This window comes from Desulfobotulus sapovorans DSM 2055 (assembly GCF_059569355.1).
Map to the genome: position 1 here is coordinate 63,973 of NZ_JCANVJ010000005.1, position 24,198 is coordinate 88,170.

General features: G+C 53.0%; 23 protein-coding genes. 12 read left to right on the forward strand and 11 right to left on the reverse strand.

Features of this window, described 5'->3' with window-relative positions; translation table 11 throughout:
• Nucleotides 1-201: 201 nt before the first annotated feature.
• Entirely contained in the window at nucleotides 202-474 is a 273-nt protein-coding gene (locus BR04_RS06100; RefSeq protein WP_496355113.1) for a hypothetical protein, read from the reverse strand.
• Nucleotides 475-871: 397 nt separating this feature from the next.
• Here BR04_RS06100 and BR04_RS06105 point away from each other — a divergent pair, with 397 nt between their 5' ends.
• Nucleotides 872-3,925 (forward strand): SPOR domain-containing protein, encoded by a 3,054-nt coding sequence (locus tag BR04_RS06105; protein WP_496355114.1) that lies wholly within the window; start codon nucleotides 872-874, stop codon nucleotides 3,923-3,925.
• Nucleotides 3,926-4,127: 202 nt separating this feature from the next.
• Here BR04_RS06105 and BR04_RS06110 read toward each other — a convergent pair whose 3' ends face one another.
• From BR04_RS06110 to BR04_RS06120, 3 genes are all read right to left on the reverse strand, one after another.
• On the reverse strand, nucleotides 4,128-4,925 hold the full coding sequence (locus tag BR04_RS06110) for a fimbrial biogenesis chaperone (RefSeq protein WP_496355115.1): 798 nt from the start codon (nucleotides 4,923-4,925) through the stop codon (nucleotides 4,128-4,130).
• Nucleotides 4,926-4,946: 21 nt separating this feature from the next.
• Complete coding sequence (locus BR04_RS06115) at nucleotides 4,947-5,420, reverse strand: hypothetical protein (protein ID WP_496355116.1); 474 nt, start codon at nucleotides 5,418-5,420, stop codon at nucleotides 4,947-4,949.
• An 88-nt stretch (nucleotides 5,421-5,508) separates the two neighbouring features.
• Nucleotides 5,509-6,096 carry a DUF4402 domain-containing protein gene (locus BR04_RS06120; RefSeq protein ID WP_496355117.1) on the reverse strand — a complete coding sequence of 196 codons (588 nt, stop codon included), beginning with the start codon at nucleotides 6,094-6,096 and terminating at the stop codon, nucleotides 5,509-5,511.
• A 637-nt stretch (nucleotides 6,097-6,733) separates the two neighbouring features.
• Here BR04_RS06120 and BR04_RS06125 point away from each other — a divergent pair.
• The 7 genes from BR04_RS06125 (at nucleotide 6,734) to BR04_RS06155 (ending at nucleotide 10,370) form a co-directional block, all read left to right on the forward strand.
• Nucleotides 6,734-7,267 carry a shikimate kinase gene (locus tag BR04_RS06125; RefSeq protein WP_496355118.1) on the forward strand — a complete coding sequence of 178 codons (534 nt, stop codon included), beginning with the start codon at nucleotides 6,734-6,736 and terminating at the stop codon, nucleotides 7,265-7,267.
• Between the two features lie 136 nt (nucleotides 7,268-7,403).
• On the forward strand, nucleotides 7,404-7,934 hold the full coding sequence (pyrR, locus tag BR04_RS06130) for a bifunctional pyr operon transcriptional regulator/uracil phosphoribosyltransferase PyrR (protein WP_496355119.1): 531 nt from the start codon (nucleotides 7,404-7,406) through the stop codon (nucleotides 7,932-7,934).
• Nucleotides 7,931-8,437 (forward strand): MogA/MoaB family molybdenum cofactor biosynthesis protein, encoded by a 507-nt coding sequence (locus tag BR04_RS06135; RefSeq protein WP_496355120.1) that lies wholly within the window; start codon nucleotides 7,931-7,933, stop codon nucleotides 8,435-8,437. Before pyrR ends, BR04_RS06135 begins: the two co-directional genes overlap by 4 nt.
• Nucleotides 8,438-8,501: 64 nt before the next feature.
• The gene (locus tag BR04_RS06140) at nucleotides 8,502-8,909 is read left to right on the forward strand and encodes a hypothetical protein (RefSeq protein ID WP_496355121.1); all 408 of its coding nucleotides are present in this window, start codon (nucleotides 8,502-8,504) and stop codon (nucleotides 8,907-8,909) included.
• A gap of 209 nt (nucleotides 8,910-9,118) precedes the next feature.
• Entirely contained in the window at nucleotides 9,119-9,442 is a 324-nt protein-coding gene (locus BR04_RS06145) for a hypothetical protein (protein WP_496355122.1), read from the forward strand.
• 43 nt (nucleotides 9,443-9,485) lie between these two features.
• Nucleotides 9,486-9,638, forward strand: coding sequence for a hypothetical protein (locus BR04_RS06150; RefSeq protein WP_496355123.1), 153 nt, complete (start codon nucleotides 9,486-9,488; stop codon nucleotides 9,636-9,638).
• A gap of 147 nt (nucleotides 9,639-9,785) precedes the next feature.
• Nucleotides 9,786-10,370: a CBS domain-containing protein gene (locus BR04_RS06155; protein WP_496355124.1), complete on the forward strand. Its 585-nt coding sequence runs from the start codon at nucleotides 9,786-9,788 to the stop codon at nucleotides 10,368-10,370.
• Nucleotides 10,371-10,447: 77 nt separating this feature from the next.
• Here BR04_RS06155 and BR04_RS06160 read toward each other — a convergent pair whose 3' ends face one another.
• Nucleotides 10,448-10,780, reverse strand: a complete 333-nt coding sequence (locus tag BR04_RS06160) for a YhbY family RNA-binding protein (protein WP_496355125.1) — start codon at nucleotides 10,778-10,780, stop codon at nucleotides 10,448-10,450.
• Nucleotides 10,781-10,968: 188 nt separating this feature from the next.
• Between BR04_RS06160 and BR04_RS06165 the strand changes: the two genes are divergently transcribed.
• Complete coding sequence (locus BR04_RS06165; protein ID WP_496355126.1) at nucleotides 10,969-11,943, forward strand: pentapeptide repeat-containing protein; 975 nt, start codon at nucleotides 10,969-10,971, stop codon at nucleotides 11,941-11,943.
• A 3-nt stretch (nucleotides 11,944-11,946) separates the two neighbouring features.
• Here BR04_RS06165 and pabB read toward each other — a convergent pair whose 3' ends face one another.
• On the reverse strand, nucleotides 11,947-14,181 hold the full coding sequence (pabB, locus tag BR04_RS06170) for an aminodeoxychorismate synthase component I (RefSeq protein WP_496355127.1): 2,235 nt from the start codon (nucleotides 14,179-14,181) through the stop codon (nucleotides 11,947-11,949).
• Nucleotides 14,178-14,747 carry an anthranilate synthase component II gene (locus BR04_RS06175; RefSeq protein WP_496355128.1) on the reverse strand — a complete coding sequence of 190 codons (570 nt, stop codon included), beginning with the start codon at nucleotides 14,745-14,747 and terminating at the stop codon, nucleotides 14,178-14,180. The genes pabB and BR04_RS06175 overlap by 4 nt, the downstream gene beginning before the upstream one ends.
• Before the next feature lie 179 nt (nucleotides 14,748-14,926).
• On the opposite strand from BR04_RS06175, the gene BR04_RS06180 reads away from it, so the two are divergent.
• Complete coding sequence (locus tag BR04_RS06180; RefSeq protein WP_496355129.1) at nucleotides 14,927-16,321, forward strand: radical SAM family protein; 1,395 nt, start codon at nucleotides 14,927-14,929, stop codon at nucleotides 16,319-16,321.
• 98 nt (nucleotides 16,322-16,419) lie between these two features.
• Here BR04_RS06180 and BR04_RS06185 read toward each other — a convergent pair whose 3' ends face one another.
• Nucleotides 16,420-18,195 (reverse strand): PHA/PHB synthase family protein, encoded by a 1,776-nt coding sequence (locus BR04_RS06185; protein WP_496355130.1) that lies wholly within the window; start codon nucleotides 18,193-18,195, stop codon nucleotides 16,420-16,422.
• 480 nt (nucleotides 18,196-18,675) lie between these two features.
• Between BR04_RS06185 and BR04_RS06190 the strand changes: the two genes are divergently transcribed.
• Both BR04_RS06190 and ahbB read left to right on the forward strand, forming a co-directional pair.
• Complete coding sequence (locus tag BR04_RS06190) at nucleotides 18,676-19,494, forward strand: class I SAM-dependent methyltransferase (protein WP_496355131.1); 819 nt, start codon at nucleotides 18,676-18,678, stop codon at nucleotides 19,492-19,494.
• A gap of 19 nt (nucleotides 19,495-19,513) precedes the next feature.
• Nucleotides 19,514-20,011, forward strand: coding sequence for a siroheme decarboxylase subunit beta (gene ahbB, locus BR04_RS06195; protein WP_496355132.1), 498 nt, complete (start codon nucleotides 19,514-19,516; stop codon nucleotides 20,009-20,011).
• Nucleotides 20,012-20,193: 182 nt separating this feature from the next.
• Here ahbB and BR04_RS06200 read toward each other — a convergent pair whose 3' ends face one another.
• The 3 genes from BR04_RS06200 to BR04_RS06210 are packed head-to-tail and all read right to left on the reverse strand — an operon-like array spanning nucleotide 20,194 to nucleotide 23,939.
• Nucleotides 20,194-21,792, reverse strand: coding sequence for a response regulator (locus tag BR04_RS06200; RefSeq protein ID WP_496355133.1), 1,599 nt, complete (start codon nucleotides 21,790-21,792; stop codon nucleotides 20,194-20,196).
• An 18-nt stretch (nucleotides 21,793-21,810) separates the two neighbouring features.
• The gene (locus BR04_RS06205; RefSeq protein WP_496355134.1) at nucleotides 21,811-22,311 is read right to left on the reverse strand and encodes a response regulator; all 501 of its coding nucleotides are present in this window, start codon (nucleotides 22,309-22,311) and stop codon (nucleotides 21,811-21,813) included.
• Nucleotides 22,308-23,939, reverse strand: coding sequence for a PAS domain-containing sensor histidine kinase (locus BR04_RS06210; protein WP_496355135.1), 1,632 nt, complete (start codon nucleotides 23,937-23,939; stop codon nucleotides 22,308-22,310). The genes BR04_RS06205 and BR04_RS06210 overlap by 4 nt, the downstream gene beginning before the upstream one ends.
• Nucleotides 23,940-24,198: the final 259 nt, after the last annotated feature.

A 24,198-nucleotide genomic window follows, 5' to 3' on the forward strand; every position in this document is an offset into this window, starting at 1 on the left:
TGCGCTGTTAAAAAATACGGGGCAGTGGCAGCGCTGGCAGCAGATCCGCCAACAAAATGACGAACGCGCCAGAACCCTTGCGGCCATGATTCTGGAACGTAACGGCCTGGTGCAGAAGGCAAGGGCCCAAAAACAGGTGGACGGGAAGCATTTTGACGGCCTGACAGCAAAGCTTTCCAGGGAGGGGATTCATCTCTGGGATCATAAAAGGCTGATGACCGAAGCTGCGCAGCAGAGCAGATCCACATCGGGGGCTGCGTCCTCCCGTCCTTTCCCCGTACAAGCCGCCAGGATGTCCGATGGGCCTGCCCCAAAAGCAGCCTCCCACGCTCTGGAAATCCCAACGGCTTCCCCTCCCGTTCCGTCACAGCCTGCAACGGGTCTTACCGGACAGGAGGGGGCTTCTGTTGCAAGCATCTTCCCGGCAGAAAGGGCGGCTGCGGAGAGTAAACAGCCTTTACCTTCGGACAGCAAAAAAGCTCTGCCCCTTGCAACAACTGAAGAAGACATACCCATAGCAGGCATAAAAATTTCTGACTCAGAGCCACCAGCCGCAGGAGACACAGACTTTTTGATTCTCGATGCCAGGTGGGAAAACTACACCCTGGCTTCCGGCCTTGGGGCTTATGGCAGTCCGGATCAGCTCTTTATGCCTCTTGGTGCTCTGGCAGCCATTCTGGAAGTACCCATACGGGTAGATCAGAAAGCAGGGAAGGCGGAAGGAGAGGTTCAGGGTAAAGTCTTTTCTCTGGATCTGAATGCCAAAACCCTTACCCTTGGGAATGAAAGCATTGCTATACATGAAAAGGCTTTTCTTGTGGATGAGGAGGATATCTATGTAAACACGTCTGTTCTCCGGGAATGGTTGCCCGTGGATTTTGATTTTATATTCAATGAGATGCAGGTCTCCTTCAGCCCCAGAGAGAGGCTACCCTTTGAAGAACGCATGGAACGTCAGCAGCGCTGGAACCGTTTGTCTGCTCCCCGAATCGTTACAGGCCCTTCTGTACTGGAAGAAAAAACCAAGCCCGCCTTTGCAAGCATGCCTGTTGTGGATCTTTCCGTATCCACATCGCACAACATTAGTGGCAAAAAAACCAACAAAGGTAATTATACCCTTTCAGGTTCAGGCAATCTTGCAAATGCAACCAGTCATTTTTATGCCACAGGTAATGATGAGAAAAAACTGAACCGTCTTGAAGCCCGCCTTGAAAAAACTGATATCGAAGGAGCTCTGCCTTTAGGAGCTACACGTATGGCAGTCGGAGACGTACCTTCTCCCTTAATTCCCATAGTGGGACGTCCTGGCAATGAGCAGGGACTTCTTGTCGAAAACAGGGCCTTATACAGACAGCGGGATTTCGACACCACTCGCCTGGATGGAGATCTGGCTCCGGGCTGGGAAGTTGAACTTTACAGGGGGAATACGCTGCTGAATGCCAGCAAAGCGGATCATGAGGGCCGTTATCTTTTTGAGGATATCCCCCTTTATTATGGCGTCAATGATTTCCGCCTCGTATTTTATGGCCCGGAAGGACAACAAAGAGAAGAAAAGCGCCGCCTTGAAGTAGGAACTGAAATGTTGCCCAAAGGCAGTTTCTCCTATGCAGCCAGCCTGACACGCCAGGAAACCATTAGCTATGAGGAAACCCTTTATCCCGGCCACGATACTGGTAATATCAGAGCCACTGGACTTATGGAGTATGGTCTTGGTGAACGCACCACCCTTTTGGGCGGTTTAACCACAGATACACGTGATAATGAACGCCGTTATCGTCTCAATGCGGGTATGGAAACGGCCCTGACCGGGGCATCCTTACGTATGGATGGGGTTCAGGATCTGGAAATGGGAGGGCGCGCCCTGCGTTTTTCTCTTCAGACAGCCCTTGGCGATACACGCATCCGTGCCAATCAGGAATTTCAGGATAGACTTGAGGGGGAGTATGTATCCAATCCTGTACGTAGTGTAAGTGACCTTTCTCTTTCTGGAAGAATGGGAAAAAAGGAGGGCTTCCAAATTCCGTATACGCTATCTGCCAGCTATACGGATCGGGAGAAAGAATATTCCTCCCGTATCAGCCTTCTTAACAGCCTGCGTACAGGCCCGATTAACTGGAGTCACAATATTCATTACGGATATGACAGCAGCAGATCTCAACCTGAAAGTACAAGGGGGCGGCTTGATGCCTCTGCCATGTTGAAGAGTATTCGCCTGCGTGCCTTTGGAAGCTATGACTTTAATGAAAAAGACAGTGGACTCACCGAAACAGGTATCTCCCTTTCCCGCAGGCTCTCACGAAATCTGGATGTTCAGGCTAATCTGAGAAAAAACTTTATAGGAGATGAAACTGCGGACATAGAAACTCAGCTTAACTGGAAGTACAGGGATCTGACCATCAGCCCTAAATTTTCGGGGGACGACGACGGTAACTGGGAGGCTTCTGTCAACATTAACCTGAACACCTCCTTCGGTTTGGAACCGCACAGAAAAACACTGCGCTCTCTCCCTGCCTATTCAAGCTATGAGGGGCATGCCTCTGTACGGGTTTTTGAAGATAATAATCTCAATGGCGTACTGGACGAAGAAGAAAAAGGACTTGAAGGTGTCCGTGTCAGAGCTTTGCAGTCTGGCAGCACAGGGGTGACCGATGAACACGGTATCGCCCTGCTTCCTTTATCTGCGCATCTCAAAACGGATATCGAAATTGAAGAAACCAGCCTGCAAGATGCCTCCCATTCTCTTTTGGATTCAGGGGAGGCCGTTACTCCAAAACCAGGAGATATAAGGCCTTTATCCTTCGCTGTAATTCGAACAGGAGAAATAGACGGCACTCTTTACAGTATAAATGGCGCGGGAGAATCTGTCATACTGAGGCAAGTGGAAGTACTGCTTAAAAATGAAAAGGGAGAGGTTATAAGTCGTGTACTCTCTGAATATGACGGCTTTTATCTTTTTGAGCGGGTTCCTCCCGGTAATTACACTGTGGAGGCTGCATGGACTGGTGATGGTGGTGGTGAAGAAATAAGAAAAAGTATAAGCGTCAATGTAGATGATACGGGCAGCATTGCAAGCGGCATTGATCTGGTAATGACGGATAAGGAAGAAAAAGCTCCTGTTGTTGCAGGCAAAGTACCTGCTCGTCCTATAAAAGAAGAAGAATTTATACTGTACGGCAAAGGCGGATGGACAGATACAGAAGGTGGAATAACAAGTACTGCTGAAAGAAAAATTTTTGAAGGGCAGGAGGCTGTACTCTATCAGCAGGGCAGATGGGTTCCCGAAGCTCTCGGTGCTGCCATGCCAAAAGAAAAACCCTCAGTCACAGAAACCAGAATTCTTTTTGAGGCTGAAAAGTCAGCCAAGCCGATAAAAAAAGCTGAACCTGCTGTTACAAGTTCCGACGTCCCTCATGAAACTCCCGCTTCCAACAGGCCTGCTCATTATGGACTGCATGCAGGTTCATACAGAAGTCGGGAAAAAGCTCTTAAGGGCATACAATGGGCCAAAGACCAGATGCTGGAATTGAAAAATCTTGAGGGAGCAAAAATTCAGCCCGTGGATCTTGGGGAGAAGGGCCTCTGGTACAGGGTGATTCTGGGCGATTTTGAAAACAAGGCTGATGCGGATCGTTTGGCGGCCATTATGGCAGAAAAAAGCGGATACGGCAGAGTCTTAACTGCGGGAAGCAGAAAAGAGACTGACGTGCATCTGGCAAGCTATGGGAATATTAGAGATGCGGAAAAAGGCATTGCCAACCTTGAAAAGCAGTTCCGCTCCCTCATGGGAAAAGATCTTGCCATGTCCATTATCAGGGAAGGCAGCACCTACAGGGCGCTTGTGCAGAATTTTAAGACTATGGAAGATGCAGAGCAGTTCAGGGAAAAAGTGGCAAAAATGGGGGGGTATGCGAGGATTCTCGGGTAAAAAAAGGGGAGAATCGTATGTAAAGATAAGGCTATACCGGGAGTTTCTTATTTGCTGGAGGATAGCCAGTGCTTTTAATGCTGGATACCCGCCTGCGCAGGTATGACAAATAAGGAGTACTGCCCCAGAGGTAGAATAAAAAACTCCCCTGCAAAACGCTGGTATTCTTTGCAGAAGAGTTTGAACCGGCCCTACTGTTTTTTCAATAGCTCAAAACAAGGGGAATTTCTTTTAAAAAGGGTAACGTCTCCTTCTCTCTGTCATGAAGAAGAAGGCGCAGGGTGCTGCCGGAGGGCGGCAGGTTGCCTTGAAGGGGAAAGAATACATCCCGCTGCCCATTGGGCTGGTACACGGCAAAGCCCTTTGCTTCACCCAGCAGGGTATTGCCGTGATAGAGGGCCGCATTTATGTAGGCAGACCGGTTTCCATCTGCAATGATACGTGTTTTCAAGACTTTCTTCCCATTAGGACGAGTCTCAAAGACCAAGCCTTCAGCCTTCAGCGCTACATGGGTTTCTCCATGACGGATGATGAGAGGGATTGAGGTTGAAACCACAATATCCAGGAAAATACCGTTTTCCTGGGGGGGAGAATCCTTTTTTTCGGGTACGGGGGTTGCCTGAATATGCACGCGGTATTCTCCAGCAGGAAGATTGGCGGGCTTTCTCGTCATGATGCGTACGGTTTGTATGGTATTGGGCTCGATACGTACCTTACGGGGTGAAAAACGAACCATATCCAAGATCCGCTGTTCTTCTGGTGTAGGCTCCTTTACCCGCTCTTTACCACCGGAAACCTTCTGACGAATAATAAGGGTTTCCATTCTGTAGGTAACAGGAACGGAATTCCGGTTGATAAGGCTAAGGGTCTCGGAACGATCCCGGCCTTCCATGATGATGCGCATGGGAATCATCTCTACAGCCTCTTGCGCCATGACCATGGGGGTGAAAAAAAGCCCCCACAAAAAAAACAGATAAAATCCGCAGAAAAACTTCTTCATTCCAGCCTTCTCCCATCCTTTTCACTCATTGATCACCACAATGGAAACGGGCAAAGAACCCTCAAGCAAACCACTGAAACCAGACCCCACAACCAGCACAGCACCAATCACGATTTCATAGGGAGGCTCATCCATGGCCACATTTATTTCCAGCGTGGAATGCAGCCCCATATCCTCAATGCGTACTTTGCCATCAGCGAGGGAAACATCCTGGTAATGTATCAGAATGTGTTCATTCTGGGATCCCGGAACATAACGGATCCTGCCCAGGCTTCCTCTTGAAATCCGAATCAAACCATCTACAGCGCCAGTTCCCAGAGGCTGGTTCTGTGTGATCGTATTCAGGGTAAAACGTCCCCCATGGGCCACAGCTACAAAGGAGCCAAAATTCAAACCATTCCTAATTTCAAGGGAAGCCGCCTGTGTTTTCTGGCCTATGAGCCAGAAAACACAGAAGGCGACTGATAAAAGAAATCTTTGTGGATTGCGTGCCATGTCATCCCCTTTGCACTCACACTATTCTGAAAAGCCCCAATGTTTGAGGAGCTTCCCGGTAAAAACAAAGCAGACAATCCACAGTTCATTACTCAAAATCTATGATTACGGGAAGATTCGCAGCATAGGCACCGCCCGTAAGGTTGTCGGGAAGTGTCAACACACCGCCGATATGGATATAAAAGGGAGCGGCCCCGGGAAGAGCCTCACCTGTCGTGCCATCACCTGCGACATTGGAATTGATCCGGATTGCCGATAAAGGCAAAGAGACAAAGGGTTCCGTGGCATGGGGCAAGGTAAGCGTATCTTCTAACAGGACGGTCACGCTGGTCGCATGGCTTGCCACAAGGCGAATCGTTCCGGGTCTTGACGTTCCTTGCAGGGTATGGTTGGAAGCTACCGCAAGATCTGCGACAACCCCCGAGTTCAAGGAAGCAACAGGAGCGTTAGCTATAGCGGCATCCAGTGTGAGGGCACCTCCCGTATCTCCCGGTACAATGGTACCGAATGACATCGGTCCCATGACCTGCGCATCCACATCAATTTCAACGACATTTACAGAAACCGGCAAATCAAGCGTTTGAGGGCCATCCGCTCTTGTGAATGCTAGAGCCGACAAACATCCAACAAGGCTCATTGCCCCGGCGAATAAAAGTGCAAGCATTTTCGTTTTCATAAAGCCTCCCTTATATTCTTAAAATCTACAACCATCGCCTGCTGCATGTATCTTTTTTGGACATGATATCTCAGCAGGCATCCATACGACAACAGACAACATACCAAGCCATGTTCTGTCAATCTTCAGCCCCTTTTTTCTTTCCTCCTTTCCGGGCGGCAGTGGTTATGGCCCCAACAAACAGGGTTCCAAATAAGTTTGTTTCTTTTTCAGAGGGTTTTAATTTTCTGCGTCATCTTTATGATGAAGACGCTGTATACGCATAGCCAGAAAATTTTAGCAATTTGCGTGCCATCCATAAAAAATGTTGTTTGATTTATTGTAGGATCATCGACTTTCTTTAAGATTTTTTACTTTTGGATGGGTACAGGCATGTTTATGCCCTGCTGAAGGATACGGGGCAATGGTAATGTTGGCAACATCTGCGGTAGCAAAATGGCGGTCTTGCCCCAAAACAGCGCCTCTGATTCCCGAAAGAAAAGTATTGATGGTACGGGCCGGAGGCGATACAGAAATCTTGCTGTGCAAAAAAATATTTTTGTCTCAAAAAGTGTATCGGATTTACGAGGACAAACCTTAAAAGATTTTTATGCTGCTTTTTTGAAAAAAGACAGCACATTCGTGTACGGAGTCCTTCATGAGAAATGTGTCATCCCGGAATTTTTCCGACATCAACCTCGTCCTCATCGGTATGCCCGGTGCGGGTAAAAGCACCCTGGGCGTACTTGCCGCAAAAATGCTGGGCATGGATTTTCTGGATACGGATCTTCTCATTCAATCCCTTGAAAAAATGAGGCTTTCTGAAATCATTCAGCAAAAAGGCCTTGAGGCCTTCAGGGAAATCGAAGCCCGTCATGTGGGGGATGTTCAGGTATCCCATACGGTCATCGCCACGGGGGGCAGTGTGATCTACAGTGGAAAAGCCATGGAGAGCCTTGCCGCCCAGGGCTTTATACTGCACCTTGCACTTTCTCTGCCATTCCTTGAAGAACGTCTGGGAAATCTCGATGAACGGGGAGTGGTATGCCGACCGGGCCAGAGCCTTGCAGCCCTTCTGGAAGAGCGCAGTCCTCTCTATGAGGCCTGGGCCGATGCAAGGCTTGTCTGTGATGCCCTTTCTCCGGATGCACTTCTTGCCCGGATACGGCAGATTTTTCCCCCTGCCTTGTAACGGTCTTTTCAGGCTTTCCGGCCTTCCGCCGACAATGGAGGGGGGGAGCCTCTGCGGCCTCATTTTTACGCTCCCGCCTTGTAAGGGAGGAAGGATTCCGCTAAAGTTTCAGGCAGTGCACAATCAGGAGGAAAGTATGGAAAAGAGAATCCTTGAAGCGCGGGATATGGATCGCATCCTCACCCGCATGGCCTATGAAATTCTGGAACGCTATCCGGACACGGATCGTCTGGCCCTGGTGGGTATCCACACCCGGGGGGTCTTTCTGGCAAGAAGGCTGGCACAGCGTATCCAGGAAATTGCGGAACTGCCCGTCATGCTGGGTGCCCTGGATATCACCCTGTACCGGGACGACTGGACCCGCATTTCCCACCACCCCGTACTGCGCTCCACCAATATCCCCTTTGATGTGGATGGGATGGATGTGGTGCTTGTGGATGATGTGCTCTATACGGGCCGTACCACACGGGCCGGTATGGATGCCCTCATCGACTTTGGCAGGCCTCGCTGCATCGGTCTTGCCGTTCTGGTGGATCGGGGTGACAGGGAGCTTCCCATTCACGCGGATTTTGTGGGCCGCCATGTGGAAACGGATAAAAGCCATACCATCAATGTGAAGGTGAAGGAACAGGACGGCGAAGACCTGGTGCTTCTGGAGGCAAAGTGATTTTTTTGGGAAAAAAAGACCATCCGTCCGCAAAAAATCTGAGAATGGGGATTTTGACCATCTCCGGCACCCGCACCCTGGAAACGGACAAAAGTGGCCAGTGGATGGCCCGTGAACTTAAAAAGGAAGGCCACACCCTGCTGTTCCGGAGGATCATTCCCGATGATTTTCTCGCCATTGGTGGGGCGGTGCTGGATGCGGTGCGGGAAGACAGGGTTGACGCCCTCATTGTCAGCGGGGGCACGGGCCTTACCCGTCAGGATGTTACCATTGAGGCCTGCCGCCCCCTTTTTCATAAGGAGCTGACCGCTTTTGGCCCTCTTTTCGCCAAGCTTTCCTTTGAGGAGATCGGAGCTGCGGCCATGCTGTCCCGTGCCACAGCAGGCAGTATCGGAGAAAGTGCGGTGTTTTGTATCCCTGGCAGTCTCAAGGCCTGCAAGCTGGCGTGCAGAGAGCTGATTTTTATGGAAGCGGGCCATCTTGTGACCCATCTGCGAACCTGAAGATGCGGTACGGTGCCGCATTTTAACCTATTCCAACCTCTTTTAAGGAAGGTATACCCAAACGATGAGCCTGACGCCCTTTCAAAGTTTTCTGGACAGCTGGCAGACAGACAATGCGGGGATGAAACCCGTTGTTGAAGATTTTGCAGCCTTTTTATCCGCTCAGGAAGGCGTTGTTCTGGACTTCAACGCCAGGCCGGGAGTGAGCTATTCTCTCCGGGCAAAGCATGAAAACCAGAAAAAACGCAGCCTTTTTGCCATGGTGGATATTATTGATGACGATCCGGAAAACCGCTGGCTTTCCGTCTGTTTTTACGGCGACATGGTGACAGATCCCGAAGAGGTGGGGGATCTGGTTCCCGGTGGACTTCTGGGAGAAGACGGCTACTGTTTTGATCTGGAAGATCCTGAGAATGCTTCCTACATACGGGAGCGTCTTCAGGAGGCCTGTAAAGCCGCAGGTCTGGAATAAGTAAAAAAAATGCCGCATCCTGAAATCAGGAAGTCACAGGTTCTCTGCTCTGGATCAGGAGATATGTCGTGGGTAAAGTGAAAAAATACGGTATATTGGGTTTTATTTGTGTGCTGGGACTCTCGATTGCCTCCACTGCTGGGGCTGGTCTCCTGATCCACCTCAAAGACGGTCGGATCCTTAAGGTAAATGTAAGCAAGGAAGACTTTATGGGGTTGTCCTTTGAAAAAGGTGAGGATGATTCTTTGCAGAACCTCAGCTGGGATTTTGAAACCGGTGGTCTTACAGGATGGACGCAAACCGGAGAGGCCTTTAAAAACCAGCCGACCTTTGGTGACAATCCTACAGCCCGTAACCGGGGGCAGGCCTCAAACCATCAGGGGCAGTACTGGATCGGTACCTATGAAAACCGGCATCAGTCTTCAGATCCTGCGGGAGCTGTTCAGGGAGACGCCCCCCAGGGAACCCTCACCTCGACGCCCTTCATCCTCCGGAATTCCCGGATAAGTTTTCTCGTTGGGGGGGGGCTGTGATCTTGCCTCCCAGCGTGTTGAACTGCTCATTCAGGGTGAAGCTGTGCGTAAGACTACGGGAGAGTGCAACGAAACCATGAAGCGGGTTTCATGGGATACGACCGCCTTTATGGGAAAAAAGGCCCAGATCCGCATGGTGGATGCCTCCAGCGGCGGATGGGGTCATATCAATGCAGATGACTTCAGATTTGAATAGAAATATACGCAGGAACAATATGGCTTCATGCTTCATCCCGCACATGCTGCGGGATGAAGTTCTTTGATGGTTCAAAGCCCCCCATTCCTTTCCCGGAGCCATCCGTTCTGAGACGGCTCTTCCCACCCCAGCAAAGGAGGCAGCCCCATGAAAAGTATTCCTGTCAAAGATGTCATGATCCCCTTGAGCGAGTACAGTACCATTTCTGGTGAAAAGACCCTGTATGAGGCCATGCTCATGCTGGAAGAAGCCCTGAACCGCATGAAAAGCACCTGTGGTGAGGGACACCGTGCCGTACTCGTTTATAATGAAAACAATGAGATTGTGGGAAAACTCAGCCATCTGGATGTGCTGCGTGCCCTGGAACCCAAGTATTTTGATGTGGGGGATGGCAGTCCCATGAGTCTCGGGCTTTCACGCTTCGGACTCAGTCCCAAATTCATGAAAGGGCTGCTGGATCAGTTCCGGCTCTGGGACAAACCCCTTAAGGACATTGCGAAAAAGACCAACCGGATCAAGGTGAAGGATGTCATGTACACCCCGTCTGCGGGGGAATATGTGCGGGAAGAGGCCTCTCTGGATGAAGGGATTCATCAGCTCCTGCTGGGGCAGCATCAGTCCCTGCTGGTCACCCGTGGAGAAGAACAGGTGGTGGTGGGCATTCTGCGCCTTGGAGATGTTTTCATGAAGGCTGTGGAAGCCATTAAGGAAAAACAGGAAGAGAGCATCTGAAAATCCGGAAATTTTCATCTGTCCCCTTGCTTCCGGAATAGGGCGGTTTTTCCCGTTTCCGGAAGCTTTTCATGGCGCTATCTGGAAGGGATTTCAGAAGAGGTTCTGGGTAACCGTATTTTTCGTTTTTCCGTGACCTTACAGGGCTTGTACAGAATCAGGGTGTGGCCGATACTGCCCACATGGGCGGCATGGCTGTGGGCAAGGATTTCCAGGGTCAGGGCATCTTTGGCCTCCTTCTCCTTGAAATCATTGAAATGAATCTTGATCAGCTCATGGCAAAACAGGGCTTCCTCTATGGAGGCCAGGAGGGCAGGCGTGAGTCCCTGCTGACCGATGAGAACCAGGGGTTTGAGGTGATGGGCGAGGCCCTTGAGATACTGCTTCTGAAATCCTTTGAGTTCAAGCATCAATATTTTCCTTATAACGGATCAGGCATGCTGCTGCATGGAACGGACGGCTTTTAAAAAGCCCGAAGGACTCCTTTTGCACCAATCCCTTTTAAATGACAAGAATTTTTGTTACCCTGCCTTCCGTATCGTCGTCAAGGCTTCCCGCATTGTTTTGCTTTACGCCCTATCCAAGGAAGATCGTAGCCATGCCGAGCCTCCTTCCGTCCCCGCCCCCCTGGAATCCCAAAGCGAACAGAAAAAACAAGAGAGCCAAAAATCTGGGGCGTACGCGGCAGATTTTTGACAGAATCATCACGAACCCCATTCTCATGACAGCCATTGTCTTTTCGGCAAGCATGGCCCTTGTCATTGGCATGACCTGCTACTGGGACTATTACTCCGATGCCTTCCGGGAAGCCGTTCTTGTGGAAGCCCATGGTGTGCTTCTGGATATCCTGCTGCTGGGGGTGGTGATTGTCTGGTTGCAGCAGAAGGGAAAACAGCTTACGGAAAAAAGCCATTACAGGGATGAGATCGATGATTTCCGGAGCTGGGAGAGTGAGGAGGCTGCGAGGAGAATCCGTGGCAATATCAGGAGATTGAACAGCTTTGGTGTTACCCGTATGGATTTAAGCAACTGCTACCTTCGCAGCATGGATCTCCGGGGCGTGGATCTTTCGGAAAGCTATATCTGGGGGGCAGACCTGAGCTGGACCGATTTGCGGGAAAGCACCTTCAGTGATGCCAATCTTGAAAATGTGAATCTGGAAGCCGCCAACCTCACGGGGGCCAATCTCTGCCGGGCCTATCTGTGGAAAACCAATCTGGAAAGTGTGGATCTCCAGAACGCCAACCTGGAAAGCGCCCTTCTCCGGGAATCGCGTCTGTCCAAGGCGGATCTGTCCGGCGCCAAGCTTATGCATGCGGATCTGTCCGGAGCCATCCTTGAAGAAGCCAACCTCATGGGGGCGGATCTTTCCTTTGCCAACCTTGAGTATGCCCGTCTCGATGGTGCGGATCTGCGTTACGCCAATCTGGAACACACCTCAGGTCTTTCCCCCGACCTTTTTATCCGGGTGCGTACCCTGGAAGGGGTTCTTATGGATCCGCTACTGGAAGCAGACCTCAGAAAACGCCTTCCCGATGTTTTTCTGCCACCTGATGCCACGGAAGACTGGTAACCTTCATTCGGCTGTGACCGGATAGCCGATGGCCCGGCGCAGGGCAGCAAACCAGGAGGCTTCTGGTTTGTTGAACCCCACCTTCTCCACGGCCTTCACCCACATGGGACCCCGGAGGCTGGAACAGCAGAAAAGACAATCCCCCCTTTGAAGATCCTCCATGAAAAGAGCTTTCTTTTCCACCTTCCAGCCCTCTGCCTTCAGATGGCAAAGCAGCTGTTGCCGGGTGATTCCGGGAAGAGAGGGGCCTTCGGGTACCAGCACCCGCCTGCCGGAAAAAAGCAGCAGACTGGAAAAGGAGCCTTCCAGAATACGGCCATCCGGTGCGACAATGAGGGCCTCGTCCGCCCCTTTTTTTTGGGCTTCCTCCCTGGCCCTTGCAAAAAAGACATAGGCAAGACTTTTGTGCCGGGCCATGGGTGAGCAGAAAGGTTCAGGATGGCAGCTCAGAATAAGCCCCTCTGTTGTGTGGGAAAGCTGTAAAGGGCGCAGCACGGCAGCCAGGGAGAGCATCCTTTCCCCCTGATCCAGGGCCAGAAGATGGAGCTGCCCCCTTGCAGCGGCTTCCGGATTTTCCTTGCAGAGTCTTGCCACGATGTGTTCCCAGCGTACACCGGGCAGGGTTTTTCCCGTAACCTCGGAAACGGAAGAGGCGAGCCGCTGGACATGGGCCTCAAGGTGCAGGGCCTTTCCCGCCTCCACCCTCAGGGTTTCAAACAGTCCCCGTCCGTGGCGCAGGGCCGGACTGTCCAGAGGAACAGAACAGGACGACAGGGGCAGAAAGCGGCCATCCTGCCAGATCAGGGGGGCTGGCCCCATTTTCACTTCACCCGCTTTTACCCCCAGCGCCCTGAAGAAGGGGGCCGCCTTGTGCAGGGTCTCCCGGTATTCCTCTTCCGGATCCGAATCCCAGACCACACCGCCGCCTGTGGCGTAGTGGGCCTTGCCGTCACGGACAATCACCGTTCGGATGGCCACATTGAGATCCAGACGGCCATCAAACCCCAGATAGCCCAGGGCACCGGTATAGGCATGGCGGCGTCCGGGTTCCAGTTCATCAATAAGTTCCATGGCCCGGATTCTGGGACAGCCTGTCACAGAGCCGGGCGGAAAAGTGGCCTTCAGAATATCGCCGATGCCCAGTCCCTCTTCCAGTACAGCGGAAACCACCGCCACCCGGTGAAACAGGTGGGGCCAGATTTCCGTCCGTGCGGCCACTTCCACGTGCACACTGCCTGTCACCGCAATGCGACCGAGATCATTGCGAACCAGATCCACAATCATGGCCAGTTCAGCCCCGTCCTTTTCGCTGGTCTCCAGCTCCTTTTTCAGACGGGCATCCGCTTCCGGAGTTTCTCCCCTGGGACGGGTGCCCTTGATGGGATGGCTTTCGATTTTTCTGCCTTCCACACGCAGAAAACGTTCCGGAGACAGGGAGGCCAGCTGAAAGTCTCCTGCCTGGAGAAAGGCGGAAAAAGGCTGGGGGGCGGTTTCAAACATCTTCAGAAAAAGGGCACAGGCGGAACCCGGGAAGCTCACGCTGAAACGCTGGGAAAGGTTGACCTGATAGACTTCCCCCCGCAGAATGTGTTCCCGGATACGGTTTACCGCCCCGTGATAGTCTGGAGGCGTGAAGGTGGAAAGAAGGGGGCCGGGAGCCGGAAGCTCTTTTTTTTCCCAGGGCCAGGGGGAAAGAGTCTCCATCCTTTTTTCCATGGCGTCCAGCAGGGCTTCCGCCTCAGCCGGGCCTTCATCGTCGAGAAAAAGGGCCTTCATATGCAGCATTTTTTCCCCAGGCTTCTGCCAGAGGACAAGCCTTGGGGCAAAGAGCCGGTACAGAGGCAGGAAGAGATCATCCAGCACCGTGTCGGGAAGATTCTCCACATGGTGTTTCAGATCATAGGAAAAAAAGCCAAAAAGCCCGAAGGGAAGCCCTTCCCTTTCCTCCGGAAAGGTGCAGGCGTGCAGGACAGCATCCAGAAGCCCCAGCAGATCCGGGCTGCGCAGCAGCAGTTCCCCCTGAGAGAGCGTGGCTTCCGTCTCCTGACAGGAAAGTTCCAGAAAGGGCCAGAGTGCCATCCCCTGCATACGGGCTTCGGGGTGATCCCCGCCGGAAAGGAGAACCATGCTTCCCCTTTCTGCTTCAAAGAGGGGGACAAGGTCTTTAAAATCCTTGTCAAAAGAAAGGCTGCGGCGGCGGAAACCGGCCGGTTTTTTCAGCGTTGCGAGATCCGTCATGCCAGCTCTCCCAGGAAATTTTGGGCCATGCGATGACCGGACTCGCTTAAAAAACTTTCCGGATGAAACTGAAGGCCGTGGAGGGGAAGTGTTGTGTGCCGAAGTGCCATGGCCGTGCCATCCTCGGCTCTGGCGCAGAGCAGAAGGGCACTTTCTTCCGGAAGGCTGACGGCAAGGGAGTGGTACCGGCAGGCTGTGAAGGGGCTGGGAACATCCTTGAGCACACCGCTCCCGTCATGGAACACCCGGCTGGTTTTTCCGTGGACAGGGGTTTTCGCCCGGAGGGTTTTTCCCCCAAAGGCTTCGGCGAGACACTGCATTCCCAGGCAGATCCCGAGAATGGGGATACGGTCTGAAAAGTGGGCGATGGCGGCCATGGCAAGCCCGCAGCGGGAGGGGTCATCGGGGCCTGGCCCAAGGATCAGTCCTGCCGGATTTTCTTTTTTGATCTCATCCAGGGAGACATGACTGCGTACTACCCTGGGTTTCAGTCCCGCAAGGGCAAACAGCTGGACAAGGTTGAAGGTGAAGGAATCAAAATGATCGATGAGCACAAGGGATTTCATGAAAGACTTTCCGCTTTGACGTTTTTCAGATATGCAAAAGGCGCAGGCTACCCAGAAGCGTCTGGATGGCGGTGCGCCTGGCATTACGCTTGAAATAACCCCCCTTTACTGCTGTGAAGCGATACCCCAGATCTCCTTTTTCTGTCAACCACAAGGCGGTCTGCAAGGAAGACGGAGCCATGGCCCGGAAAAAACACGCCCCAAAATCACGTCCCCAAACCTCTCCCTATGTGCTGGGCCTTGTGGCCAACAGAGCAGGCGAAATTTTTGACCTCGACGGCTACGCGGCCTTAGGGATGTGTGGCGACCGCATGATCCCTCTGAGGGAAGGGGATATGGTACCCCTGCCCCATGGCAGTGAAACCCTGCTCCTGCCGGATCGTTTTCCCGTATTGTGGAATATCCGTAAAAACCGTGCGGAAGTGCTGACGGAAAATCCCTGGGCACCCGGGGAACCCCTTTTTCCCGTGGCGGCCTTCAATTCTCCGGGCTATGTCATTACCCATCATCCGGCCTATGCGGAAAGGGCAGATGCCCGTATCCTGCCCCTTTTCGCCTATGGGGCCGTGGGCTGGTCTTCAAAGGGATTTGCTTCCGCCGTGTTTCAGGTGGATGCGGAAGACCGTCAGGATCTGCGTTGTATGCCTGTGGAACAGGTGCAGGCCGGGGTGCGGGAAGTCCGTACCCTTTTACCCAGAAACCGGCTTCTGGTGCATATCAAGAACTGCGCCCTGATTTATGGCTGCCCTGCGGCCAAAAATTTTTTTCTGGGCCGCTACGAAGCCCCGCTTCCCACATCGAGAGCCTGCAATGCCCGTTGCCTCGGCTGTATTTCCCTTCAGAACAATCCGGAGCTGCAAAGCTGCCAGAACCGTATTGCCTTCACCCCCAGCCCCAGGGAAATTGCGGAGATTGCCCTTTTTCATATTGAGCGGGTACCGGATGCGGTGGTGAGTTTCGGACAGGGCTGCGAGGGCGACCCTCTGCTGGCGGCCCATGTCATCGAACCTGCCCTGCGCCTTATCCGGGAAAAAACGGACAGGGGCACCTTGAACATGAATACCAACGCCAGTCTTCCCGCCGTACTTGATGGCCTGTTTGAGGCGGGGCTGGATTCCATCCGGGTGAGCCTGAACAGTGGCCGGGAAGCGGTATACCAGGCCTATTTTCAGCCCAGGGGCTATGCGTTCAGCGATGTACTCCGCAGTGTGGATGTGGCTGGGAAATGGGGCCGCCACGTGGCCATCAATTATCTGAATGCCCCCGGTGTTACCGATGCGCCGGAAGAAGCGGCCGCCATGGAGCATTTTCTGCAACATCATGGGGTGCATCTGATCCAGTGGCGTAACCTCAATTTTGACCCCCTGCGTTACCACAGACTGGTTTCGGCTGTGGCTCCCTGTGGTTCCGGTATGGGGATGCCTGTTCTGATCCGGCATATGCGCAGGCTCTTTCCGGAGCTGAAACACGGTTACTTCAATCCCCCAAGAAAGCGGTTTGCCACACGCCCCTCCTGCAATACGTTTGAGCCGTCCGGCGGGGCGGCACCTTCATTGTCCATACTGTCCCCCTGAAAGGAAAAAAGCGCTGCATGAAGCAGCGCTTTTTTCCAGGTAGGTGGGGACAGGGAAGGATCCGATAAGGAAAAAGGGAGACCTTCCTGAAGATTGCCTTATTTTTCCATCACATAACTTCCCGGTGCAGCTCCCAGATCCCTTTCCTTCTCGGGAGGCCAGGGAAGTTTCGCCGGTTCCGGCTGACTCCGCTCCCGCATCCAGTCTGTCCAGTCCGGCCACCAGGTGCCTTCGTGCATCTGGGCCGTAGCCAGCCAGTGTTCCGCCCCCTGCCCCAGAATGCCATCCGTATGGTAGTGTCCCTTTTCTCCGGGCGGATTGATGATCCCCGCGATATGACCGCTGGAAGCCAGGATGAATTTGATGGGTGAGGTGACAAAGTGGGGAATGCGGTACACCGATTTCCAGGGGGCAATATGATCCTTCAGGGTGCCCACGGAATACAGATCCATGTCAATGTTTCTTAAGTCAATGCTGCGGCCATCGGCCATACGGAATTTGCCTTCGGTAAGCTGGTCTTCCAGGTACAGCCTTTCCAGGATATCAATGTGCAGCGCCATGGGCATACGGGTACCGTCATCGTTCCAGAAAAGGAAATCCAGATTAAAAGGCTCCTTGCCCAGGAAAAATTCATCAATGAGGTAATTCCAGTACAGATCCCTGGGTCTGAGGAGGCTGTAGGTCTGCATCATGTTGGACTTGGCGAGGTAGCCCTTTTCCTCCATGAGATCCTTCAGGAAGGTGATCTGACTTTCGTCAATGAAACTTCGCAGATCCCCGGCATCGCTGAAATCCAGCTGGGCGGCAAAGCAGGAAAGGGTTTTGATGGACGTATCCTCCTGCCCCCGAAGGTAGGCGGCGGCAATGGAACAGAGGATGGCGCCCATGCAGTACCCCGCAAGGTGAACCCCGTCACTGCCCGTAATTTTACGGATTTCGGCAATGGACTCAAGGAGACCGTTTTTCACATAGCTGTCAATGCCGTCGTGGCGGTACGTGCCATCCACGTTTTTCCAGCTCAGAATAAATACTGTAAAACCCTGCTCCACAAGATAACGCACCATGCTGTTGTGAGGGCTTAAATCCAGGACATAAAATTTGTTGATCCATGCCGGTACCAGCAGAATGGGGGTGCCGCAGACCTTGTCTGTCACCGGTGCGTACTGGATCAGCTCGATGAGACGGTTGCGGTAGACCACCTTGCCCGGTGTGCAGGCCAGGGTTTTGCCCACCTGATGGAAATCCTCCCGGCTGTGACGTACCACCAGTTCACCGCCGTGGGTGCTGAGGGTGTCGATGAGGTTCTGTATCCCCTTGACAAGGTTCTGGCCTCCCTTTTCCATGGTGGTGCGGATGACTTCCGGATTCGTTGTTGGAAAATTCAGGGGATTCATCATCGCCGTAATCTGATGGGTGAGGAACTGGATCAGGAGGTTGGAATGCTCGGAAACCCCCCGGATGCCTTGCAGGCGGCTTTCCAGATAGGCTTCATGACGCAGGAAAAGATCTTTATAAAGGGAAAAGGGCCAGTTGTTCCACTGGGGATCCCGGAAGCGGCGATCCACCACAGGCGGGGCAAGACCAGCCTGAATACAGGCCATGTCCACCAGGACATTCATGCTTTCCAGCATCATGCGGAACCGGGTTCCCGGACTCCAGGCCAGATGCACCATGGCATCAAAATAGGCGCGGCTGAAGGCGGGTACATCAATGGGCCCCGTAAAACGAACCATACTGTTGCGAAAGTTCCGGTCAATGATATGCGCGGCGTCCAGAATCATATCTTTTTTTTCAGATTCGGGAGCTTCCGGCACAGAGGGATTCTGTGGAGCGGGTTTGGGGTTGCGTATGATGGGCTTTTTCTGGGCTTTCATGCATCCTCCTGGCTGGTATGACTTGGGTGGGAGTCCTGGACGGCGGGCGGATCTTTGCAGAAAACAGTAAAAAGTATTTTTCTATACCATGGTTCAAGCATCGGGGGCAATGCGCAGTTGTGCACTGCGAAAAGAAAGACGGCATACCGGGAAGAGAATACGGTTTTCCCGCAGGGGAGGGGCGTCAAGCGCATGTCCCTGGCAATCAGAAATCCGGGATTTTTTTGTGGGGAATAAAAATGACAAAAGTGTTGTCTTTTTAAGAAAGACTTTTTCGGATGCCTGTGCTAAGGAGTCAAAGATCTGTTTACGGAGTACGATCCGGAATTCAAAATAAGGTTCCCTGTGTAAACATGAGATCCGTGTCAGACAATCCATCCTGATACACCCGTGTATCTGTACACTTTTGTGTACGGACATCCCGATCCGGTTGCCCCAATCCTGCCCAGCCCGCTGTCTTTTCCCCGGGAGGTATGTGCCATGCTAGCCTCAATTCCCCCTCTGGACGCCATTTCAGAAACCCTCATGCTTCCCCTGTATTTTCGAGCCCAGGAGTGCAGTGCGCCGTCTCCCCTTGTCCGGGATCCCATGGCCAGGGCTCTTGTTGAACGGTTGCCCTATAATTTCAAAAAGTTTGACGGGCATATTCTCATGCAGACCGCAACTCTTATGCGTGTGGCGGCCGTGGATCGCATGGTAAGGGCCTTTCTGGCTTCCTATCCTGATGCCGTGGTGGTCAATGTGGGGGCAGGTCTGGATACCCGTTTTTTCCGCATGGACACAGGAGAGCTGGACTGGTATGAGATGGATCTGCCGGAGGTCATGTACATTCGGCGTTATTTTTTTGAAGAAAGCGATCGTTACCACATGATTGATGCCTCTTTGGATGAACCGGACTGGTATCGGAAAGTGGTGCGCAGAGGGCGTCCCCTTCTTATCCTTGCTGAAGGGGTACTGATGTACCTTACCGAAGACTGTGTGCGTCGGTTTGTCCATAAAATCCGGGAAGATTTTTCACCCGCCTTTCTGATTTTTGATGCCGTCAGCCCCTTGCAGGTGGTGATGAGCGCTTTTAATCCCACACTCTGGCTCACGGGGGCCCGTTTCTGCTGGGGGCTTTCCTTTCCCGGAGAGCTGGAAAACTGGGGCGAGGACATCAGGCTGTGTGAAAGCCGTCATTATCTGGATCAACCCGATTCCCGCCTGGGGTGGATGAATATTTTTCATCTCCATCCTGCGGTGCGTTTCGGATTTTCCGTGCAGGGCTATACCCTGGGGAAATCCGGAGCATCTTCCTGATCTTTTCTGCGGAGCTGCCATGCTGAGCGATGATGAAAAAAAAGTGATTGCCGCGATCCAGGGCGATATTCCTCTGGATCCGAGGCCTTACAAAATTCTTGCCGAAGGTATGGGAATGGAGGAGGAAGATTTTCTTGCCATTCTTAAAAGCCTCAATGACAGAAAACTGATCCGACGGTATGGGGCGACGCTTCGGCATCAGAAATCCGGTTTTGCCGCCAATGCCATGGTGGCCTGGAAGGCTCCGGAAGACCGGATTCTGGCCATTGGGGAAATCATGTCCGGGTTTGAGGCTGTTTCCCATTGTTACCGCAGGGATCCCAAGCCGGGCTGGCCCTACAACCTTTACACCATGGTGCATGCCAGAACCCAGGAATCCTGCCGTGACACCGTGGCGGATATGGCACAAACCGCAGGCCTTCAGGACTACACCATGCTGTTCAGTATCCGGGAGCTGAAAAAAACCTCCATGCGGTACTTTGACGAACGGGACGCCATGGAAGACATGGACGACTGACATGGCCCTGGCATACAAATGAGATGGGGATGCGGCATGCCGTATCCCCAGTCTCATTTTTGCGAATTTGCTTATATTCTCATTTGTACCTGCCAGAATCCGTATCCCTCCCGCACGGGAAACAGCCCTTCCATGCCCACAGAACCGGACATTCCGGTCTTCTGTCACAGGTTCGCTCTGCCTCAGTCCTGAAATGCTTCCCGGATTTTTTCCGTCAGGGTTTTCATGGAGAAGGGTTTCTGAATAAAACGAATTCCGGTATCCAGAGTGCTGCCCCTGGAAAGTGCGTCGCTGGTGTACCCCGACATGAAAAGTACCTTCAGTTCCGGATGACGGCGTTTGAGTTGTGCGGCAAGCACATGGCCGTTCATTTGAGGCATCATCACATCGCTCAGGAGAAGAGAAAGAGGCTCTGTCTGTTTTTCAGCCATGGAGAGGGCCTCTTCCGGGCTGCCTGCGGCCAGAACGGTATGGCCCATAGATTCCAGCATTTCCCGTGTGATATCAAGGATCATGGTCTCGTCCTCCACGAGAAGGATGGTTTTTCCCGGAGCGGTACCGGCGGCCTGGTTTTCCAGCCGGAGAGCGGGAATGCCGGGCTCCCTGTCCAGCGGGAGATAAATGCGGAACAGGGAGCCTTTTCCCGGCTGGCTCTCAACACGGATACCCCCACCGTTCTGGGCAACGATGCCATAGAGGGTGGCCAGCCCCAGCCCTGTTCCTTTTTTACCTTCTTTGGTGGTAAAGAAGGGTTCAAAAATCTGCTCCAGCACATCCGCTGTCATGCCGCATCCCGTATCCCTTGCAGAAAGGAGGACATACTCTCCTGAAGGAAGCCCTTCCACTGTCCCCGAACCTTCCGGCCATGTTCCGTCCAGGAAGAGGACTTCCGTGGAAAGGACAATCTGCCCCGTATCACCGATGGCATCCCGCGCATTGACACAGAGATTGGCAAGAATCTGATCCACCTGAGAGGGATCCATTTTTACCCGGGCAGGCAGGACTGAGGGCTGCCAGATAAGCTCGATATGACCACCGGTGAGACGGTGGAGCAGGGAAAGCATCCCCTCCACCGCAAGGTTGAGATCCATGGATCTGGGGCTGACCGTCTGTTTCCGGGCAAAGGCGAGCAGCTGGCTGGTAAGGGCTGCGGAGCGTTCTGCGGCCTTGAAGATTTCCTGAAGGTGGGAAAAAAGCCGGGTCTCCGGTTCTGTTTTTCCCATGGCCAGTTCCGCATGGCCGAGAATAACCCCCAGCATATTGTTGAAATCGTGGGCCACCCCTCCCGCAAGGCGACCGATGGCTTCCATTTTCTGGGCCTGGGCCAGCTGCATGTGGAGTTTTGCCTTTTCTGCTTCCGAGACCTTCAGCCGCTGTTCCGTGTCCAGAATCCGGAGAACCCGCTGGAGCACGCCGGGAAAAAGATCCAGAAAATCCATGTCCTTTACGAGATAGTCGGCAGCCCCAAGCTTCATCACCTCCACGGCAAGGCGTTCATCCCCCTGGCCTGTCATGATGATGAAGGGGATGCGGACGCCCCCGGTATCGAGGGTGCGGACGATATCCGCTCCCTCCATGTCCGGAAGGCGCTGATCCAGAAGCATCAGACGGGGAGACCTTGCCATGACAGCCTTCAGGGCCTCTTTACCGCAGGCACATCCCGCAGCCTCGTATCCCAGAGACCGGATTCTCCGCAGGATGAGATTTCGGAGGGCATCATCGTCATCCACCACCAGGATGGGGCCGGTAAGGGGCGGAGGGATCGGGGCAGCTCTATGCATGGGCTAGATCCTTACAGGTCAGGGGATGGGGGAAGGCGTTTTTTCATGGATTTCCGGGATCTGCACAACGGTGAGAAAGAGACCCAGCTGACGGATGGCGTTGACAAAGGCTTCGTATTCCACGGGCTTGGTGATGTAGTTGTTGCATCCCAGCTCATGGCAGAGGTTGATTTCCCTGGGGTCGTCCGTTGTGGTGATCATGATAACCGGCAGTTTTCTGAGGGCAGGATCGGATTTTACCCGGCGCAGCACTTCCGTGCCATCCACCTTGGGCATACGGATGTCAAGGAGAAGCACATGGGCGTCTCCGGGGACACGGTGGGGGCCCGATCCCTGCCGGAAGAGAAAATCGAGGATTTCCTGGCCGTCCTGAAAATGAAGGATGGGATTGGTGATGCCCGCACGGGTAAGATTTTTCCGGATCAGGCCCGCATGGCCTTCATTGTCTTCCGCCACAAGAATGATGACTTCCTGATGCATGGCGATGTTTCCCTTCCGGTCATGGGGGGGCAGGGTCACGGTGAACTTCCTTTTTCGGAGGCGTTTACCTGAGAATTCATGGCTGCGGGAAGACGTACCTCAAAGGAGGCTCCTTCTCCCGGACGGGATGAAAGCCGGACTTCTCCATCAAGCCTTCCCAGAATCTGCCGGACAATGGTGAGTCCCAGCCCTTCCCCTTCCGTGGCAGCAGGGTTCAGGCGGTGAAAAATCTCAAATACTTTTTCCTGATGGCGGGGATCAATACCAATGCCATTGTCTTTTACCCGGTAGAGACACTGCCCCTCCTGCTGAAATCCCAGGATTTCTATCCTTCCCGGTCTTCCTGGCTCAAGGTATTTCAGGGCATTGCTGATGAGGTTTGAAAACACCTGGCCCAGCTGAACGGCATCTCCCCGGCAGGGGGGAAGTGGGCCGACCTCAATCCGCGCTCCCGTTGTTTTTACCTGAAATTCAAAGGAAGACACCAGGGTACCCATCAGGGCTTCCATGTTCACGGTTTCGATGGAAAGTCTTGCCCGGCCTGTCCGGGAAAGACGCAGCAGGCCTTTAAGAAGGCTGTCCATCTGTCGGGTGCTGTTGCGGATGTGCCCCAGGGCTTCCTTCATGGCGGGAAGCTCTGCGGTCAGGGAGTTTTGCAGCATATCCTGCACAGCGGAATCTGCAAGGGCAGTTTCCAGAGCCTGCACCGAATAGTCCAGTTCCCTCCCATATCCGTCTACATTGACGAGGGGAGAACGGAGGTCGTGGGATGTCACATAGACAATCTGTTCCAGCTCCCGGTTTTTTTCCACAATAAGCTGCTGGGCTTCCTTGATATCCGTGATGTTGATGTGGGTACCCACAATCCGGTTTCCAGCCCGATGGTCTGCATCCCGGAGGGCCTGACCTCTGGAAAAAATCCAGATCCATTTTCCGTTTCTGTGCCGCATACGGAAGGTATTCTCGTACATGCCCGCACAACCTGAGGCCAGATAGCGGCTGAAGGTTTCCTGTGCACCTTCCCTGTCTTCAGGGTGCAGGAGATTCAGCCAGACTTCCGTGAGATTTTCCCTGCCATCCATGATGAAATTTCCGGGATCAAGGCCGAGGATTTCAAAGTACATCGGGCTGCACCAGACATGATTTCTGTCCCTGTGGTATTCCCAGGCGCCCGTATTGGATACGGTGAGAACGGACTGGTAGCGGGCCTCACTTTCCCTCAGGGCCTCTTCAGCGTGAACCTGTTCCGTAATATCGATGGTGGAGGAAATGAAACATTTTTCGCCGTGTATGTTCACCAGGGCACTGGAAAACATCAGGTGAAATTCCTTACCGTTACGGTACATCTGAATTTTCTGGTTTTCCACCCTTCCCTTTTCAAGAATGGCATCCCGGATTTTTTTTGAGGCTTCAGGATCAATGACATCTCCCATTTCCTGATTGTTTTTTCCAAGAATATCCTCTTCCCGCCGTTCCGATTTTATGCAGTAGGCCTGGTTCACCATGCGGAAACGGCCGTCCATATCATTGATAGAACAGGCATAGGGCATGAGGTTGAAGATCAGTCGGAAGCGTTCTTCACTGTCCTGGAGTTTGCGGTAGAAGAGGCGGTAAAAGAGAAGGGCAAGGAGGGCGATGAGGGACAGTCCGGAAAAAAGGGGGAGCATGTTCCGTTCTCCTTGGTGGTCTGGAGGGATGGTCTCCCGTTTTGTCATACGGGGGATACGGAAGTACTGTGACATGATTTTGACAGTTAGGGAATATTCCTGACGCAGTCTTTTGTCCCAGACACGTTTTTTATGGGATGTGCTTTTACGCTTCAGGCATGGTTTCGTTTGGGACTGGGGCTTCAGGAAGACCTTCTCTGGTGCTTTGCGGGGGGCATTCGGACGGAGTTCCTGTTACAGGAAATCAGGCAGCGGAATG